14 protein-coding genes are annotated in these 17,045 nt (G+C 67.1%); 8 read left to right on the forward strand and 6 right to left on the reverse strand.

The window, feature by feature from the left end:
• Window positions 1–48 precede the first annotated feature (48 nt).
• From cydD to PKE71_RS13865, 3 genes are read left to right on the forward strand one after another with little or no spacing between them, the layout of a single operon-like run.
• Window positions 49–1,707: a thiol reductant ABC exporter subunit CydD gene (cydD, locus tag PKE71_RS13855; RefSeq protein WP_271187584.1), complete on the forward strand. Its 1,659-nt coding sequence runs from the start codon at window positions 49–51 to the stop codon at window positions 1,705–1,707.
• Window positions 1,704–3,362, forward strand: a complete 1,659-nt coding sequence (locus PKE71_RS13860; RefSeq protein ID WP_271187585.1) for an ATP-binding cassette domain-containing protein — start codon at window positions 1,704–1,706, stop codon at window positions 3,360–3,362. Before cydD ends, PKE71_RS13860 begins: the two co-directional genes overlap by 4 nt.
• Window positions 3,363–3,410: 48 nt before the next feature.
• A complete protein-coding gene (locus PKE71_RS13865; RefSeq protein WP_271187586.1) occupies window positions 3,411–3,857 on the forward strand; it encodes an Rrf2 family transcriptional regulator in 447 nt (148 codons plus the stop codon).
• On the opposite strand, the gene rfbA is transcribed toward PKE71_RS13865, so the two are convergent.
• The 3 genes from rfbA to PKE71_RS13880 all read right to left on the reverse strand — a co-directional run bounded on the left by rfbA (window position 3,854) and on the right by PKE71_RS13880 (window position 6,712).
• Entirely contained in the window at window positions 3,854–4,720 is an 867-nt protein-coding gene (gene rfbA, locus PKE71_RS13870; protein WP_271187587.1) for a glucose-1-phosphate thymidylyltransferase RfbA, read from the reverse strand. The genes PKE71_RS13865 and rfbA overlap by 4 nt on opposite strands.
• Window positions 4,721–4,820: 100 nt before the next feature.
• Complete coding sequence (locus PKE71_RS13875) at window positions 4,821–5,753, reverse strand: proline racemase family protein (RefSeq protein WP_271187588.1); 933 nt, start codon at window positions 5,751–5,753, stop codon at window positions 4,821–4,823.
• An 11-nt stretch (window positions 5,754–5,764) separates the two neighbouring features.
• Entirely contained in the window at window positions 5,765–6,712 is a 948-nt protein-coding gene (locus PKE71_RS13880; protein WP_271187589.1) for a dihydrodipicolinate synthase family protein, read from the reverse strand.
• A gap of 177 nt (window positions 6,713–6,889) precedes the next feature.
• On the opposite strand from PKE71_RS13880, the gene PKE71_RS13885 reads away from it, so the two are divergent.
• Together PKE71_RS13885 and PKE71_RS13890 are read left to right on the forward strand one after the other, a co-directional pair.
• Window positions 6,890–7,858 carry an NAD(P)H-dependent flavin oxidoreductase gene (locus PKE71_RS13885; RefSeq protein WP_271187590.1) on the forward strand — a complete coding sequence of 323 codons (969 nt, stop codon included), beginning with the start codon at window positions 6,890–6,892 and terminating at the stop codon, window positions 7,856–7,858.
• A 17-nt stretch (window positions 7,859–7,875) separates the two neighbouring features.
• A complete protein-coding gene (locus PKE71_RS13890; RefSeq protein ID WP_271187591.1) occupies window positions 7,876–9,327 on the forward strand; it encodes a carotenoid oxygenase family protein in 1,452 nt (483 codons plus the stop codon).
• Between the two features lie 15 nt (window positions 9,328–9,342).
• Here PKE71_RS13890 and PKE71_RS13895 read toward each other — a convergent pair whose 3' ends face one another.
• Window positions 9,343–10,320, reverse strand: coding sequence for a winged helix-turn-helix transcriptional regulator (locus PKE71_RS13895; protein WP_271187592.1), 978 nt, complete (start codon window positions 10,318–10,320; stop codon window positions 9,343–9,345).
• Between the two features lie 159 nt (window positions 10,321–10,479).
• On the opposite strand from PKE71_RS13895, the gene PKE71_RS13900 reads away from it, so the two are divergent.
• From PKE71_RS13900 to PKE71_RS13910, 3 genes are read left to right on the forward strand one after another with little or no spacing between them, the layout of a single operon-like run.
• Window positions 10,480–12,153 (forward strand): class I adenylate-forming enzyme family protein, encoded by a 1,674-nt coding sequence (locus PKE71_RS13900; RefSeq protein WP_271187593.1) that lies wholly within the window; start codon window positions 10,480–10,482, stop codon window positions 12,151–12,153.
• Entirely contained in the window at window positions 12,150–13,394 is a 1,245-nt protein-coding gene (locus PKE71_RS13905) for a thiolase family protein (RefSeq protein ID WP_271187594.1), read from the forward strand. Before PKE71_RS13900 ends, PKE71_RS13905 begins: the two co-directional genes overlap by 4 nt.
• Complete coding sequence (locus tag PKE71_RS13910) at window positions 13,391–14,863, forward strand: class I adenylate-forming enzyme family protein (RefSeq protein WP_271187595.1); 1,473 nt, start codon at window positions 13,391–13,393, stop codon at window positions 14,861–14,863. Before PKE71_RS13905 ends, PKE71_RS13910 begins: the two co-directional genes overlap by 4 nt.
• On the opposite strand, the gene PKE71_RS13915 is transcribed toward PKE71_RS13910, so the two are convergent.
• On the reverse strand, window positions 14,844–15,299 hold the full coding sequence (locus PKE71_RS13915; protein ID WP_271187596.1) for a PaaI family thioesterase: 456 nt from the start codon (window positions 15,297–15,299) through the stop codon (window positions 14,844–14,846). The genes PKE71_RS13910 and PKE71_RS13915 overlap by 20 nt on opposite strands.
• Window positions 15,296–17,011: an aldehyde dehydrogenase family protein gene (locus PKE71_RS13920; RefSeq protein WP_271187597.1), complete on the reverse strand. Its 1,716-nt coding sequence runs from the start codon at window positions 17,009–17,011 to the stop codon at window positions 15,296–15,298. The genes PKE71_RS13915 and PKE71_RS13920 overlap by 4 nt, the downstream gene beginning before the upstream one ends.
• Window positions 17,012–17,045: the final 34 nt, after the last annotated feature.

Consider the following 17,045-nt stretch of genomic DNA (forward strand, 5'->3'; position numbering starts at 1 on the left):
GACGGGCGCAACGGGCGAAACGTCGCACATGGAATCCGCACGGGCTGCATGACCGCAAAAACCGATACGCAAACGGCGGCCGCTGCCCGCGTGAAAGGCTGGACACGCGCTGTGCAGCGCGATGTGCGGCTGGCGGAACTGGCGATCCTTCTGGACACGCTCGCGGCCATCGCCTTTGCGCTGGGTTTTGCCACGGCGATCCCGGCCCTTGTGGACGGACGCAACGCCCTGCCCGCCCTCCTGGTCGCGGGCGCGGCACTCATCGGCCGCGGCGGTTTCAACTGGCTTCGCTCGCAGGCTTCCGAGCGCGCCGGACAGGGACTGGTCGCGGCCGCGCGGCAGGATATGGCGGGTCTGGCGGCAAGGACCGGCCCGGCCCTGTTCGACGGTGCGCCCGGCGGTGAACGCACCGCGCAGCTGGTCGATCGCACCGCCATCCTTGCCGGTCATGCCGCCCACTGGCTGCCGGGCCGGACCGCCGCCGTGCTCGTCCCGGTCCTCATCGTCATCGCCATTTTCACCCAGAGCTGGCTGGCCGGCGCGCTGATCCTGGTCTCGACCGTGATGCTGCCGGTCTTCATCTGGCTGACCGCATCGGAAACCGCCGCGCTGGCCCGCGCCCAGCAGGGCGCTCTCGATACACTCGCCGGAACCTTCGAGAGCCGCGTGCGGATGGCCGGGACGATCCGCGCCTTCAACGGCGTGACGCGCGAAGCCGGTGTGATCGAAACGGCCGCCGACGAGCTGGCCCGCCGCACCATGGCGATCCTGCGGGTCGCCTTCCTCTCGACCGCCGTGCTGGAGTTTTTCGCCTCGATCTCGATCGCGCTGGTGGCCGTCTATGTCGGTTTCAAGCTGCTGGGGGTCTTCCCGTTCGAGACTTTCGAGACCCTGACCCTGCGGGAGGGGCTGGCCGCCCTGGTGCTGGCGCCGGAATTCTTTGCGCCCGTGCGCCAGCTCTCCGCGCTTCACCATGCGCGCAGCGACGCGCGCGCCGGGGCCGAGTCCCTCGCCCAGCTTGCCGAGACCGGAGATGCAACGCCCATCGTCCGGCTCGACGCGCTCGGGCAGGCGCCACGGATCGCCTGGCAATCCGCCGATCTGGCCCGCAGCGGGCAGACCGTTGTCCGGGATTTCAATGCCGTCGCCGAACCGGGCCGGATCACCCTCCTGTGGGGGCCGTCCGGATGCGGCAAGACATCGGTGCTGATGTCGCTGCTGGCCCTGGCCGAACCGGTCCGCGGCGAAATCCGTATCGACGGGGAGATCCTGCCGGCCGGCCACTCGCTGGCCAGCTCCATCGCCTGGATCGGACAGAAGCCCTGGGCACTGGAAGGCACGATCCGCGACAATCTCCGCCTCGCCGTTCCGGACGTCGACGATGCTGCTTGCCTGGCTGCGCTCGATACAGCCGGATGCGACTTTGTTGCGGACCGGCCGGACGGGCTCGACATGCGGATCGGACCCGGCGGCAGCGGACTGTCCGGCGGCGAACTGCAGCGGCTTGCCCTCGCCCGGGCCCTGCTCGCAGGCGCGCCTGTCCTGCTGTTCGACGAACCTGCCGCCCATCTCGACGCCGAACGCCAGGATGCGCTGCTGACAACCCTTCGCCGGCTCACCGCCGGGCGAACCGTGATCATGGCCAGTCACGACCCTGCCGCGCGCGACATCGCCGACACCGTCATTGCGATGGAGCGCCGCTCATGATCGCGCTGTGGACCCGGCTGGGCCGGCCATTCCGTGGCCGGATCGCGCTGGCCTTTCTGCTGGCGACCGCCGGCGGCGCGATGGCAGCGCTGCTGCTGGGCGTATCGGGCTGGTTCCTGACCGCCAGCGCCATCGCCGGCGCCGCCGGCAGCGCCTATGCCTTCAACCATCTCTATCCGAGCGCCACGGTGCGCGGCACCGCGATGGGACGCATCCTGGCGCGCTATGGTGAGCAGCTGGTCGGGCATGATGCCACGCTGCGCCTGTCGGCGCGGCTGCGTCGCCACCTGTTCGAGGCCGAGGCGCGCGCCCGTGCCGGGCTGGCCAGACCGGCATCGGACAGTCTGGCCGTTTTCCTGGATGATGTACACCTCGCCGAGGGCGCCCTGCTCCGCCTGTGGCTGCCCGCCGCGAGTGCCGCCGCGGCCTCCCTGATCGCGCTGGTATTCGCCGGTCTTGCCGGCTGGGTACCGCTCGCGGTCGTTGCTGGCGGATTGGCGCTTGCGCTGGCAACAGGCCGGTTCGGCATCGCCGAGCAACGCCGGATCGATGCCCGCCTGCAGACACTGAACGACCGCTACCGCCGCGAGGCGGCCAGCCTGGTGGAGAACCGGGTCGAGCTGGAAGCGCTGGGCCGGTTCGGCGATGCGGCCGCAGCGCTGGGATCCCTGTCCGCTGAAACGGCGGGGCAGGCGCTCGCTGCCGGGCGGCGCACACGGCTGGCCGGCGCCTTCATCGCCATGCTGGGCGGCCTGTCGGCGACGCTGGCCGTCATGCTGGGCAGCGGCGCCACAGTGCCGCTTCTCGCCGGAACGGCGCTGTCGGTGCTCGCGGCACACCAGAGCCTGGCTATCGCGCTGGGCGCGCTGACGGCTTATCCGGCGACCGAACTGGCCCTGTTGCGGTTGAATACGCGCATTGCCGCGCCCCCGGCGATAGCCGAGCCGGCCGATCCCGCGCCGGCGCCCGGGACGATCCTGCCGGTCAGAACCCGTCAGCTGCAGATCGGTTTTCCCGGAGCGGCGCCGCTGTGCGAGGTGCCGGATCTCGATCTGGCGGCCGGCAGCGTCACCGAGATCACCGGCCCGTCGGGGTGCGGCAAGACCACGCTGCTGGAAACCCTCGCCCGCCTCCGCCCGCCCCCGGGCGGGGCGCTGGACTATGCCGGCATCGAGGCTGCAGACCTGCGCGCGGCCGCGATCCGCCAGCACACGGGCTTTGCCCCGCAAATGCCCGACACGATGCGCGGGACACTCGCGGATGCGCTGCGGCTGGCCCAGCCGGATGCCGACGATGCGCGCCTGCTGGAGGCCTGCCGGACCGCGCTCTTCATGCCGGTCGTGACGCGCTCGCCGGAGGGGTTGTATCAATCGCTCGAGGAGGGCGGCAGCAATCTGTCCGGCGGCGAATTGCGGCGTCTGGCCATCGCCCGGGCCATCCTGCGCGGTCCGGAGCTTGTGCTGCTGGACGAGCCCTTCGCGGGCCTGGATGCGCCCATGCGCGAGACACTGGCCGCGAACCTCGGCGCGTGGGCGCGCGGCCATGCTGCCGCGATCGTGCTGGCGACCCATATCCCCGCCGCGGGGCTCTGGCCGGGCCTGACCTATCGGCAGGTCCCGCTGACACTGTCATCGAAGCGTCACACGAGTGGCTGACGCCCGCAAATTGCGGTATGGTTTTTACCGGTATTTCAAAGGCAGGATATGCGGCTCACCAGTTTTACCAATTACGCCTTGCGGATGTTGCAGTACACGGCGCTGCGCGGCGAGCGCATCAGCCGGGTGACGGACATCGCGATGATCCACCAGGTCTCGGTCCACCACATGGTGAAGATCGCCAACCTGCTGGGCCGCGAGGGCTATCTGGAAACGATCCGGGGCCGCAGCGGCGGGGTTCGCCTGGCCCGGCCTGCCGACACGATCACCGTCGGCGAGGTGGTCCGGCTGACCGAAGCCCCCCTGGAACTGGCCGAGTGCTTCAATGACGACTCCAACACATGCCCGCTGATCGGCGTGTGCCGGCTGTCGAAGACCTGGCGCAAGGCACTCGATGCCTTTCTGGAGGTGCTCGACGGCGTGACCATTGCCGACATCGCCGGCAATCGCGGCGAGCTCACACAGCGGCTCGCACTCGATGCGGACGGGGGTTAGCCGGCGACCAGCCGCTGCAGATAGGCGCCGTATTCCGTCTTCAGCATCGGCTGGGCCAGACGCAGCACCTGCTCGTCATCGATGAAGCCCTGACGCCAGGCGATCTCTTCCAGACAGGCGACTTTCAGGCCCTGCCGGGTCTCGATCGTCTCGACGAACTGGGCCGCCGCCAGCAGTGACTGGTGGGTTCCGGTATCGAGCCAGGCATAACCCCGGCCCATCAGATGGCCCTTCAGCAGGCCGTCATGCATGTACATCTCGTTGAGCGTGGTGATTTCCAGCTCGCCGCGGGCCGAGGGGCGCACCTCGCGCGCGCGGTCACAGACGGTGTTGTCGTAGAAATACAGCCCCGTCACGGCGAAGTTGGACTTCGGCTTCAGCGGCTTTTCCTCGATCGAGACAATGGTCTGGCTATCGTCGAACTCGGCCACACCATAGCGTTCCGGATCGGCCACCTGGTAGGTGAAGACCTCGGCGCCGCGCGTCAGGCGGGACGCGTCCTTCAGGAGACCCTGGAGGCCGTGCCCGAAGAAGATATTGTCGCCCAGGACAAGAGCACACGGCTCGCCGCCGATGAAGTCCTCGCCGATGATGAAGGCCTGGGCCAGGCCTTCCGGGCGCGGCTGCACCGCATAGGAAAAGTTCACGCCGAGGTCCGAACCGTCGCCCAGCAGGCGCTGGAAGGAGGCCTGGTCTTCCGGTGTCGTGATGATCAGGATGTCGCGGATACCCGCCAGCATCAGCGCGCTGATCGGGTAGTAGATCAGCGGCTTGTCATAGACCGGCAGGAGTTGTTTCGACACGCCCCGGGTCACCGGATACAGGCGCGTCCCCGAGCCCCCGGCCAGCACAATACCTTTCACCAAACGTCTCCTGCTTGCATTGGCAGCCGCGACCAGTCCCGGCGGCACGGTTGTCTAGCCCCGGATGCCCGTCTTCCGCAACCATCCGTCCACCTCGTCGTCACAGAATGCCCAGACGGAAAGGGTCTGTCGCATCATCGATCAGCCGCGTATCGGCGAATACATGGGCCGTTCCGGTGATGACCGGAACGATCCCGCCCGCCGGCGCCGGCCGGTAATGGCCCGAGAACCGGCTGCCGATAATGCTTTCCTGCACCCAGATCTCGCCCGGTGCGAGGCGATCGCGGCGCGCCAGGCAGGCCAGTTTGGCACTCGTGCCGGTCCCGCAGGGCGAGCGGTCATAGGCACCGCCCGGGCAGAGGACGAAGTTGCGGCTGTCGGCACCGGGCGCGGCATCTGCCCTCGAGAAGAACTCGATATGGTCGATCTCGACGCCGCCCAGGCCTGTCAGGCCCTTCTCGACAAGCGCCTGACGGACCGCCCGCGCCGCGCGGGTCAGGGCGGGGATGTTTGCGGGCACCAGCGGCAGCGGAGCGTCCTCGGTGAGGAAGAACCAGTTGCCGCCCCAGGCGATGTCGCCGCGCACCCGGCCCAGATCCGGCACGTCCAGTTCGACGTCTTCGGCCATGCACCGGCTTTCGACATTCTCGAACTGCACGGTATTGGCATCAACGAGCTGGAGCGCGATCACACCGACCGGCGTGTCGATCCGGTGAAGACCGGGCGCCATGCGGCCCATCCAGGCCAGGGTTGCCGCCAGCCCGATCGTGCCGTGTCCGCACATACCCAGATAACCCGACGTGTTGAAGAAGATGACGCCAGCCGAGCAGTCGGGCGCGTCCGGCTCGCACAACAGCGCACCGACCATGGCATCCGAACAGCGCGGCTCCAGCACTGCCATCGTGCGGTAGTGGTCGAAGCGGGTCCGGAAACGCTCCAGCCGGTCCGACAGCGGTCCGGTACCCAGGTCCGGACCGCCCTCGACGATCACCCGCGTCGGCTGGCCACCCGTATGGGAATCGATGACCCGCATCGCGGCGGCCCTCAGGACGCGGCGCCGGGCCAGCCGGCCCACCAGGCGCGGAACTGTCGCCAGGCATTGTCGATGAAGGCCGTCTGCGATGCGCCCAGCCTGTCCTCGGAATAGAGCTGGTGCTCGTAGGCCGCGTGCCCTTCCAGAACCATCAGGCGCTTGTAGTAGAGAACAAGGTCCGGTCCCTCGTCGAACCGCGCCAGCACATCCAGCGCCTCCGACAATTCCCGGGCCAGGCGCCGGCTGTCCGGATCGCCATCGGCCGCCCGGCCGCAAAGCTCTACCAGGCGCAGCACCTCGACCGGCAGGGCATTGCCGACCCCGGTAATGGCACCCGTTGCGCCGCAATTCACGTAGCCGTGGAAGACCTGGGTATCCACCCCCACCATCAGCGTCAGCGCGTCATTGCCCGAGGTGATGGTCTCCGCGGCATAGCTCAGCGCGCCGGCACCGCCGAACTCCTTGAAGCCGACGAGGTTGGGATAGCGGCCGTGCAGTTCGAAGAAGAGATCGGCCCGCGTCTCGAAGCCGTAATAGGGACTGTTGTAGATCACGGCAGGCAGGTCATCGGCCGCTTCGAGGATGGCCGAGAAGTGCGCATGCTGGGCCGCCGGTGCGCTTCCGCGCGACAGGACGCGGGGAATGACCATCAGGCCTGCTGCCCCGGCGTCGACCGCATGACGTGTGATTTCGACCGCGCGCCGGGTATTCTGTGCGCCGGTGCCGACAACAACAGGCAGACCGGCGTCACACAGACGCGCCACGCCTTCGCATCGCTGTTCGTCGGTCAGCAGCGGCCAGTCGCCCATCGAGCCGCAATAGACCACGGCATCCATGCCGGCAGCCACAAGGCCGCGGCCTGTTTCAACGAGCGCATCCCAGTCCGGAACCCCGGCGGCGCTGCAGGGTGTCATCAGGGCCGGCATGCAGCCGGAAAAGATCTGCTTGTCGACGCTCATACGACCCTCCCTCCAAGCCTCGGAGCGGGGAGCCTAGCCCGGATTCTCCTGTGCGAATACGGATTTTGGCCAGCGCCGGCAGCCGCCATGGCGGGCCTTGCTGCGGACACCGGCAGAGGTGCTTGTCCTGCAGAGTATCAGCGAGTATGGTTATGAAAGTTTAATTGGAGAGCCCGCGTGTCACAGTCCGAGATCGCTGCCCGCCTGAAAGCCCGGATGCGCCTTCCGGCCGTCGTCGCTCCCATGTTCCTGGTGTCCGGCCCGCAGCTGGTCGCCGCCGCGCGGGCAGCCGGGCTGATGGCCTCCTTCCCCTTCCCCAACGCACGCACCATCGATGTGCTGGAAGAATGGCTGGCCGCGACCCATGCCGACAATGCGCGCGCGCCCTTCGCCGCAAACATGGTCACGCACTCGACCTATGGCCGGTTCGATGCCGAGCTGGATCTCGTGAAGCAATACAGGCCCGATGCGGTGATCACTGCGCTGGGCGGGCCGGGGCGTGTGGTCGACGCGGTCCACGACTATGGCGGCCTGGTCTTTGCTGACGTCAACAATGTCAAATTCGCCCGCAAGGCGATCGAGCAGGGCGCTGACGGTCTCGTTCTCGTCGCCGCAGGCGCGGGCGGACACACCGGCACAATGTCCAGCTTCGCCTTCGTCACCGCCGTGCGCGAATTCTTCGACGGCCCGGTCATGCTGGGCGGTGCCATCAGCAATGGCCGCGCGGTGCGGGCTGCGGAAGTCCTCGGCGCCGACTTCGCCTATATGGGCACCCGTTTCATCGCGGCCGGGGAAAGCCTGGCCGACGCCGAATACCGCGACATGCTGATTGCGGCCGAGTTCGAGGACCTTGTCCTGTCCGACAAGCTGACCGGTGCGCCGGCCCATTATCTGCGCGCGAGCCTGGAAAAGATGGGTATCGGTACAGACGGTTCACGCGGCAGCGGACCGGACTTCGCCGACAGCGAGAACCAGGTGAAGGCCTGGCGCGATGTCTGGTCGGCCGGTCACGGCGTCGGTTCGGTCAAGCGCACCCAGCCGGTCGCAGAGATCGTGGATGAACTCGCCGCGGAATACGCCGCCGCTTGCGCCACACCGGTTCACGACACGAACATGCAGACGACAGCGGCGGCCCTGGCGGGCTGACCGGAAGGAGATACCCCATGACCATGATCCAGACCGAATTCGAGCGCGACGAGCTGACCGAACTCAACCGGTTCAACCCCTATCTCAAGGGCATTTATGCCCCGGTCCGCAAGGAAGTGACGGCGCTTGACCTCGAGGTCGAGGGCGAAATCCCGCGCGACCTCTACGGCGCCTATCTGCGCAACGGACCGAATCCGCTGAATGCGCCGGAGGGGATGCACCACTGGTTCGACGGCGATGGCATGGTGCACGGCATCTTCTTCGAGAACGGCAAGGCGGAATACCGCAACCGCTATGTCCGCACACGCGATCACGAGGCCGAGCGGGCCGGCACGCTGGACGCTGGCGGCATTCTGGAGCCGATCCGCCGCGAACGCAGCGCGCTGACCACCTACAAGGATACCGCCAACACCGACATCCTTATCCACAACGGCACGGCGATGGCGCTCTGGTATGTCTCGGGCCAGCCGGTACGCATGGATCCGCGTACGCTGGAGACCATCCGGACCGAGACCTTCGCAGGCCGCCTTCCCAAGAATGTGTCGGCGCATTCCAAGGTCGATGCGCAGACCGGCGAATTCCTGTTCTTCGACTACAATCTCTACAATCCGGTCATGTCGGCCGGCGTTGTCTCGGCAGACAATGAGCTGAAATGGTTCCGTGAGGTCGAACTGCCCGGCCCGCGCCTGCCGCACGACATGATGATCACCAAGAACTACATGATCCTGATGGATCTGCCGGTGGTGTTCACCGAGGCCGGCCTGCGCAACGGCATGTGGCAGATCCACCAGCCCAAGAACCAGCCCGCCCGCTTCGGCGTCGTGCGACGCGACGGCACGGGCGACGTCAAATGGTTCGAGACCGAGCCCTGCTACATCTATCACGGCTGCAATGCCTGGGAGGAAGGCGACAAGATCGTCTTCTACGCCTGCAAGATGGTCGATAACGGCCTGCCGCCGAACCCGGAATTCGGCCCCTATGCGCCTATGGCCGCCGTGCTGGCCTTGCAGGCTGAACTGCACCGCTGGACTTTCGACATGAAGACCGGCCAGACCACGGTCGAGCATCTCGATGACCGCCGCACCGAATTCCCGGTCGTCAATCTCGACCTGATGGGACACAAGACGAAATACGCCTACCACGTCACCATTCCCAACACGCACACCCAGGTGTTCGACGGGCTGGTGAAGTATGATCTGGAAAGCGGAAACGGCATCGAGCACCGCTTCGCCGACGGCGTTTACGGCGCCGAGCCGGCCTTTGCGCCGCGGGTCGGCGCAACGGAGGAAGATGATGGCTATGTCATCACCTTCCTGACCGACAGTGCGACCGGCCGGTCCGAAGCCCTGATCCTCGATGCGCGCGATTTCGGCGGCCAGCCGCTGGCGCGTGTGGAACTGCCCCAGCGTGTGCCGGCCGGTTTCCACGGCACCTGGGCGCCGGGCGATCAGATCGCCGTGGCATCCTGACCGCAAAGACAGGGATCAGCGGGTGGAGAACACCTGCTGATCGCCGCCGTCGACAGGTTCAATGGTGAAGTCGACCTCGGTGGGATCGAGCGGCTTGTGGCAGTTCGAACAGGCCATGACGGGCTTGAGCGGCTCGCCGCTGTCGCGATGGAAGAGCAGCAGCGGCGGCCCCTCCGGCGTCAGATACCAGCGATCGCCCCACACCATCAGCATCACCAGGACCGGGTAGTAGTCGATCCCCGCTTCCGTCAGCCGGTATTCATAGCGCGGCGGCGCATCGGAATAGGCGCGCTTGTGGATCAGCCCCATATCGATCAGCCATTGCAGCCGGTCGGCCAGGATATTGGTCGCGATCGCCGCATCCTTCTGGATTTCGTCATAGCGGCGGAAGCCGGTGAAGATGGAGCGCAGGATCAGCGAGGCCCAGCGGTCCCCCAGTACACGCAGGATGACATCGAGCAGATTATTGTCCGCGCCCTGTTCCTCGCCGCGCGGCTTGCGCCGGCGGCTGTGCCGCGGCGTCACCCAGCCCATGCCCGGACCGTGCTTCCAGCTGACATCGCGCGCATTGAATTCGCGGCCGGCCGACAGGCTGAAGGGTAAGGGATCGATATGATCGCCACCGCAAGCCCGGTGCGTCAGGCGCACCTTGAACTTGGCCTTGGCGGCGCCCCATTTCTGCTCCCAGCGCAGCATGGCGAGGGCGACCCAGTAAAGATCGCGCCCCTTCTCCGTCATGATGTACTCGTAACGGGGCGGCCGTTCGCAATAGAGACGCTTTTCCAGCAAACCTGCCGCCACCATCTGTTTCAGCCGCTGGCTGAGCAGCGCCTTGAGCAGACCGGTGCGCTTCTGAAAGCCGTCGAAACGCCGCTCTCCAAGCCAGACAGCCTCAAGGATCAGCATGGTCGGCACATCGCCGATATCCTCAAGCGCACGCCAGATCGAGCAACATCGGACGAGCTTCAGGTCGGCTGGCGGACGGGTCATCATGTGGGTCATCCGTCACTTATATAGTCAAACTCACTTGGGCGTAACACCGGGTCTGTGCGACAGTTTGCCGGCTGCGCGGAAGAATGCACTTGGCAGATGGCGCGGGAATTGGTTTGATTAAGCAAGTAACAAGAACAGACCGAGACGGGAGGAGCCGCAATGACGGCCACGACGCGAGAGGCGCGCCATCGCCAGTACCGTGACAAGGGCTGGTGGGGAGACGAGACGCTCCACACCGCCTTCGACAAGGCTGTCGCAGCAGCCCCGGGCCATGTGGCCATTGTCGATCCGCCGGATTGCCGCACACTGATCGGCCGGGATCCGCAACGGCTGAGCTATCAGGATATTTCCAACGCCTCGCACAATCTCGGGGCGCGGCTTGCACAGAGGCGAATTGGCCGCGGCGATGCCGTGCTCGTCCAGCTCCCCAACACGGTCGAGCTGTCGGTTCTCTATCTCGCCCTGTCGCGCCTGGGGGCGATCATCAGCCCGGTGCCCATGCAGTATGGCCGGCATGAGATCGGCCACATGTCCCGCGAGCTGGACGCGAAGGGCTTTGTCGGCATTGAAAGCTTCAAGGGCGAGGCCGCGGCCGCGCGCATGACCGCGGCACTGCCGGAGACGGTGCCTGTCCTGACGTTCGGCGGTTCGGGCGAGGGCGCGGACGCCCTGGCGGTCGACACGTCCGAGCCGCGCATGCTGATGCCGTCGGCCGGTGAGGCGGACGATGTCTTCACCGTGTGCTGGACATCGGGCACCACAGGCACACCGAAGGGCGTGCCGCGCACGCATAATCACTGGTTCTCCCAGGTCATCGCGATCGAAGACACCGTGCCGCTGGAGCCGGGCTCGGCGATGCTGAACCCCTTCCCGATGACCAATATGGCGGCGCTGTCCGGCTTTTTCTTCTACTGGCCGCTGATCCAGGCGACGCTGGTGCTGCACCACCCGTTCGACCTGCCCACCTTCCTGACCCAGCTGACCACCGAAAAGGTCGCCTACACGATCGCACCGCCGGCCGTGCTGAATCTCTTCCTGCAGAACACCGACCTGCACGACAAGTTCGATCTGTCGGCGGTGAAGTATATCGCGTCCGGCAGCGCACCGCTGGACCCGTGGATGGTCAAGGGCTTCCGCGACAAGTTCGGCATCGAGATCATCAATTTCTTCGGCTCCAACGAGGGGATCGGCCTGTGCGGCGGCCCGGCCGAAGTGCCGGATCCGGAGCAGCGCGCCACGTTGTTTCCGCGTTTCGGACACGAGGGCATCGACTGGGACAACCGTTTCGGCCAGCGTTTCGAGACCAAACTCGTCGACTGGAACGACAATGACCGCGAAATCCTCGAACCCGGCGTGCCCGGCGAAATGCTGATCCGCGGCCCCAATGTCTTCAACGGCTATCTCAACGATGCCGGACAGGATGTCTTCGATAGCGACGGCTATTTCCGCACGGGCGATCTGTTCGAGATCGCCGGCGAGGGCGATCTGGCGCGCTATTACCGTTTCAAGGGCCGCCGCAAGGAGCTGATCATCCGGGGCGGCATGAATATCTCGCCGGAAGAACTGGACGGTCTCATCAGCGCCCATCCGAAAGTCCAGGAAGCCGCCGTCTGCGGCTATCCCGATCCGGTGATGGGCGAAAAGGTGTGCCTCTTTGCCGTGCCGAAGCCGGGCGAGAGCCTGACCCTCAAGGACGTCACCGGCTTTCTGGAAGCCGAAGGCGTGGCCAAGTTCAAATGGCCGGAAAAACTGGTTCTGGTCGATGCCCTGCCGCGCAATCCGCTGAACAAGGTGGTGCGGTCGGAACTGCGGGAGCAGCTGGAGCCCGCATGACCCGGATCTGCATTGCCGGCACCGCGATGACGGCGATGGGCAAACAGCCCGCCGCCAGCGTGAAGTCGCTGACGGCGCAGGCCGTTTCGGCAGCCCTTGCCGATGCCGGTATCGATGCCGGGCGGATCGAGGCGGCCTGGTTCTCCAACACCCGTCAGCCCATGCTGGAAGGCCAGAACACGATCCGCGGCCAGATCGCGCTGCGTGCTGCGGGGATTGAGGGCATTCCGGTCAGCAATGTCGAGAATGCCTGCGCCAGCGGATCGACGGCGCTGTGGCAGGCGGCAACCGCGATCCGGGCCGGCCTGTTCGAGACCGTGCTCGTGGTCGGGGCCGAGAAGATGTTCTTTCCCGACCGGCCCGGGGCCGTTGCGGCCGCCTTCATGGGCGGCACGGACATCCACCGGATCGACGACATCCACGCCGCCGTCTCGAACCTCGCCGCCGGTCTCATTCCGGAAGAGCTGCGCGGCGCGGGCACGGCGGGCCGCAGTTTCTTCATGGACAGCTATGCCGCACTGGCCCGGCTGCACATGCAGACTTTCGGCACGACCCAGGCCCAGCTGGCTGCCGTCGCCGCGAAGAACCATGACCATTCGGCCCACAACCCCCTCGCCCAGTACCGCACGCCGATGAGCGTCGAGGCCGTGCTGGCCGATCCGCTGGTTGTCTGGCCGCTGACACGCGCCATGTGCGCCCCGATCAGCGACGGGGCGGCGGCCGTCGTCCTGATGGCCGAAAGCGCTCTGCCTTCGACGGCGTGCGCCCGCGCCGTCACGCTCCGCGGCCAGGCACTCCTGAGCGCGACCGCGCGCGATGCGGCGGACTTTGCCAACCATATCGGCGCCCGTACCGCGAAGGCTGCCTATGAACAGGCCGGGATTTCGCCGGCCGATATCGATGTCGCCGAAGTTCACGACGCCACGTCCTATGCCGAGATCCAGCAGGTGGAAAATCTCGGTCTCTGCCCGATCGGCGAGGGCGGCCCCCATGCCGAGGCCGGCCATACGCGCCTCGGCGGACGCACACCCGTCAATCCCTCGGGCGGGCTTGTGTCCAAGGGCCATCCCGTCGGTGCCACCGGCCTGGCGCAGATCCACGAACTCGTCATGCAATTGCGCGGCGAAGCCGGGACGCGCCAGGTCGAGGGCGCACGCATCGCCGTCGCGGAGAATGGCGGCGGCTTTCTCGATGTCGAGGAAGGCGCGACCGTCGTCTCCGTGCTGGAGGGCGCGGCATGACGCCGGTCGTCCTCGCCTTTCTGGAACAGGCCCGCCGCACACCGGACGCGGTCGCGGCGTCCGACGACACAGGCGCAACGGAGAGCTATGCCTCGCTGGCCCGCCGGGGCTGCGCACTCGCCGCCGGGCTGCAGTCCAGGCTGGGCACGGACACCGGCCGCATCGTCGCCATCGCCGCGAAAAACCATGTCGAACACCTCGTCGCCCTGATCGGGGTCTTCCTGTCCGGCCACACCTGGCTGCCGCTCAACCCGCGCAGCGCCCGTCCGCTCAATGACGGTGTGCGTGAGCGCCTCAACCCGGCCCTCCTGATCTGCGACACGGCCTGCGCCGATTGCATCACCACCGATGCCTCGACGCTCTGGTTCGAGGCCGGATCGCCGGACGGTCTCAACGCTCTCTCGTCCGACGCCGGCAACTGGCGCCAGCCGGCCCTGGCGCCGGACCATGTGATGAGCGTGAAGCTGACCGGCGGCACCACCGGCACACCCAAGGCCGTCGCCCAGACGCAGGACATGATTGCGACAGTCGTCAGCGATCTGGTTTCCGTCTTTGCCCTCGGGCCGGCCGACACCAATCTGGCCGTCGCCCCGCTGTCGCACGGCGCCTTCCATCTGCTGTTTCCCCTGCTGACGACGGGCGGACGGCAGGTGATCCTGTCGACGTCCGGCACGGAGGACGTCCTCGACACGATGGAGCGCGAAGGCATCAGTATCGCCTTCATGCCACCCACCCTGATCAACAAGCTGGTCGCCAGCGGCGAGGCCCGGCCGGACCGCTTCCCGGCCCTGCGCCAGCTGATCTACAGCGCCGCCCCCATGCCGCCGGCGCAGATCGAGGCGGCACAGGCCGCCTTCGGGCCACGCATCGCCGCGCTCTATGGCCAGGTCGAGGCCCCGATGGCGATCACCGCCATGACGGCCGCCGAGATGCAGCCCGGCATCCGGTTGCAAAGCGCCGGCCGCCCCTGCCCTTCGACACAGGTGCGGATCAAGGATCCCGGCCCGGACGGCACCGGCGCGATCCAGGCGCGCGGTCCGCTGGTCGCCACCCGCTATCTGACCGGCGAGCCCTTCCCCCTCGACGAAGGCTGGCTGGACACGGGCGATCGCGGCTTCCTGGACGATGAGGGCTTTCTGCACATACGCGGCCGCAGCCGCGAGATGATCATCACGGGCGGGTTCAACATCTATCCGGCGGAGATCGAACGCGTGCTCGCCGGTCTTGGCGGTGTGCGTGAAGTGTGCGTCTTCGGCGTGGCCGACGATTATTGGGGCGAGCGGATCGAGGCGGCCATCGTCGCCGACCCGCATGTCAGCGATACCGCCCTCGGCGATGCCGTGCGGGCCGCCATTGGCGCCGTTGCCGTGCCCAAGGCGTGGCACCGCACCGATGCCCTGCCCCGCAATGCGGTCGGCAAGGTCGTCCGGCGCGAGCTCGCGGAACGGTTCAGCGCGGCCGCGGCGTGATCATCATGCTCGCCGAGGCGCGCGCATGCACCCGGCCTTCGCCCGTTGTCATCTCGCACTCGGCCACCGCCATGCGCCGTCCCTTGTGGACAATGCGCGCCTCGACGGCCAGCGGACCGGCATCCAGCGGCGCCGCCCTGAGATAGCGGATCTGCAGGTCGGTGGTCGCGAACTGCTCGTCCGGCCCGACCAGCGAGAGGAGCGCGCAACCGGTCGCGGCATCGGCCAGACCCGCCATGACACCGCCATGCACGCCCGCCATCAGGTTGGCGTGCCGGGCGGACACCGGGCACTCCAGACGCACTGTCCCCTCGCCGAATTCGACCACCTGGAAGCCCAGCAGCCCGGCAAAGCCGGGCGCCAGCCCCTCGTCGATCCAGCGGCGCAGGATTTCCGCACCGTCCAGACCGTTGCGTATGGCCAGATCGAGACTCATTGAGCCGCCTCCGCCGGGCGCGGCTCGCGGAACTGCACGATCCGGAAACGCTGGGCGACAAAGGCGAGGTCGGCCAGACAGGCATTGCCGGCCGGGTTGAGCCCGGTGACGTGATAATCCGAATAGGCCGCCGCAAAATTGATCGGCATGCGCTGGTCCATGTTGATCCACAGGGAGGCACCGGCATCGGTAAAGGCATCCTGCGCCTGCCCGATGAAGTCGCGGTCCGAGGAATAGAGATAGGAGGAGATGGCGCCGCGCGTTCTGGCCAGTTCCGCGGCATGCGCCAGCGCCGCGTCACGGTCCGGCTCGCGGATCAGGAAACAGACCGGCGCAAACAGCTCTTCGCCGAACAGCTCGGTCTGCGACGCATCGACCTCGACGACGAGCGGCGTTGCCGTCCGTGCGTCCGGGAAGTCCGGATGGACATAAGCGCGGCTTTCCAGCACCACCCGGCCGCCGGCCGCGAGAACACGGCTGCGGATATCCGCCAGGATGTCGAGCGATTGCTGCGCCTGGACCGCACCGCACAGGGCAGCCGCCCGCGCGGGATCCGCCGTACGCGCCGCGATCGTGTCGGCCAGCGCCTGCCCGAAGGCTTCGAAGCTCATCGAACCACCGCCGGGCAGCCCGACGCCGTCAGCAGGGATATGGACGTTTTGCGGGCTGGTACACATCTGGGCCGAGAAGCCGCAGAACCCGTTTGCCAGCCCGCCGATCATGCCGTCAGGGTCGGCGAGCGACTCCATCACGACGCCGTTGCAGCCGGCCGTTTCGGTGTAGACCAGCCGGTCACGGCAATTCTGCTCGATCCACAGGCCGAAACGCTGGCTGCCGGTATAGTCGATGATGGCACAGTCGGGGTGTTCCAGGAGGGCGATGGTGACCGGCGCCTCGCGTTCGTCGGCCGCCATCAGCACCATGTCGGGGTCGAGACCGGCCTTGACCAATGTCTCGCGCATCCGCTTCACCGCCATCGCCACCGGCAGGATACCGTTCGGATGCGGCTTCAGGATGACCGGATTGCCCGTCATCAGATTGGCGAACACAGCCGGATAGGCGTTCCAGAGCGGGAAGGTGGCACAGCACACCACGACCGCAACGCCGCGGCCGCGCGTGCGGTAGGACTTGTCCAGCGACACCACACCGCCCCGGCCGAAGGATTTGCTCCAGCCCGCACTGGCCGGCACATCCCGCAGTGCCTTGCAGGCATAGACCAGGGCCTCGACGCCCCGGTCGAGCGCGTTGGCGCCGCTGCCGGAGAATGCCATCAGATAGGCCTGCCCGGCCGTATGCATGGTGGCGTGGGCATTGGCAAAGGCCTGTTCTTCCAGCGCAAAGGCCATCTCGAAGCAGACCCCCGCCCGTTCCTCCGCATCCAGAGCCTGCCAGTCCTTCATCGCCCGGCGTGCCGCAGCGAACAGCACATCCGGGTCGCAATCGGGATAGTCGATGCCCAGCGGCTGGCCGGTATAGGGCGACACTTCGTGGCCGATCCGCCCGGTCTCGCCGGGCTGGCCGAGATCATAGGGTTTGCCCAGCAGGGCCTGGAAGCGCGCCAGCCCCTCCTCGGCCCGCCCCGGTGCGTGCAGCTTGCCGCTCGGCGACTCGACAAAGGGGCTCCAGTAGGCCCGGCTGGCACACGCGGCCAGCCCGGCCTCAAGATGCGGTTTGTGCTGTTCGTAGAGAGCCCGCGCGGTGGAAGACGCCATCATTCATGTCCTTGCAGCCAGACGCCGGAACTCC

Source organism: Maricaulis virginensis, assembly GCF_027922185.1.
In the GTDB taxonomy this organism is placed as follows: Bacteria; Pseudomonadota; Alphaproteobacteria; order Caulobacterales; family Maricaulaceae; genus Maricaulis; species Maricaulis virginensis.

Coding starts and splice junctions, on each gene's coding strand:
- PKE71_RS13920 (WP_271187597.1), bottom strand. CDS start 17,011: ATGGCGTCTTCCACCGCGCGGGCTCTCTACGAACAGCACAAACCGCAT.
- PKE71_RS13875 (WP_271187588.1), bottom strand. CDS start 5,753: ATGCGGGTCATCGATTCCCATACGGGTGGCCAGCCGACGCGGGTGATC.
- PKE71_RS13865 (WP_271187586.1), top strand. CDS start 3,411: ATGCGGCTCACCAGTTTTACCAATTACGCCTTGCGGATGTTGCAGTAC.
- PKE71_RS13860 (WP_271187585.1), top strand. CDS start 1,704: ATGATCGCGCTGTGGACCCGGCTGGGCCGGCCATTCCGTGGCCGGATC.
- PKE71_RS13915 (WP_271187596.1), bottom strand. CDS start 15,299: ATGAGTCTCGATCTGGCCATACGCAACGGTCTGGACGGTGCGGAAATC.
- PKE71_RS13890 (WP_271187591.1), top strand. CDS start 7,876: ATGACCATGATCCAGACCGAATTCGAGCGCGACGAGCTGACCGAACTC.
- cydD (WP_271187584.1), top strand. CDS start 49: ATGACCGCAAAAACCGATACGCAAACGGCGGCCGCTGCCCGCGTGAAA.
- PKE71_RS13895 (WP_271187592.1), bottom strand. CDS start 10,320: ATGATGACCCGTCCGCCAGCCGACCTGAAGCTCGTCCGATGTTGCTCG.
- PKE71_RS13880 (WP_271187589.1), bottom strand. CDS start 6,712: ATGAGCGTCGACAAGCAGATCTTTTCCGGCTGCATGCCGGCCCTGATG.
- PKE71_RS13900 (WP_271187593.1), top strand. CDS start 10,480: ATGACGGCCACGACGCGAGAGGCGCGCCATCGCCAGTACCGTGACAAG.
- PKE71_RS13910 (WP_271187595.1), top strand. CDS start 13,391: ATGACGCCGGTCGTCCTCGCCTTTCTGGAACAGGCCCGCCGCACACCG.
- PKE71_RS13905 (WP_271187594.1), top strand. CDS start 12,150: ATGACCCGGATCTGCATTGCCGGCACCGCGATGACGGCGATGGGCAAA.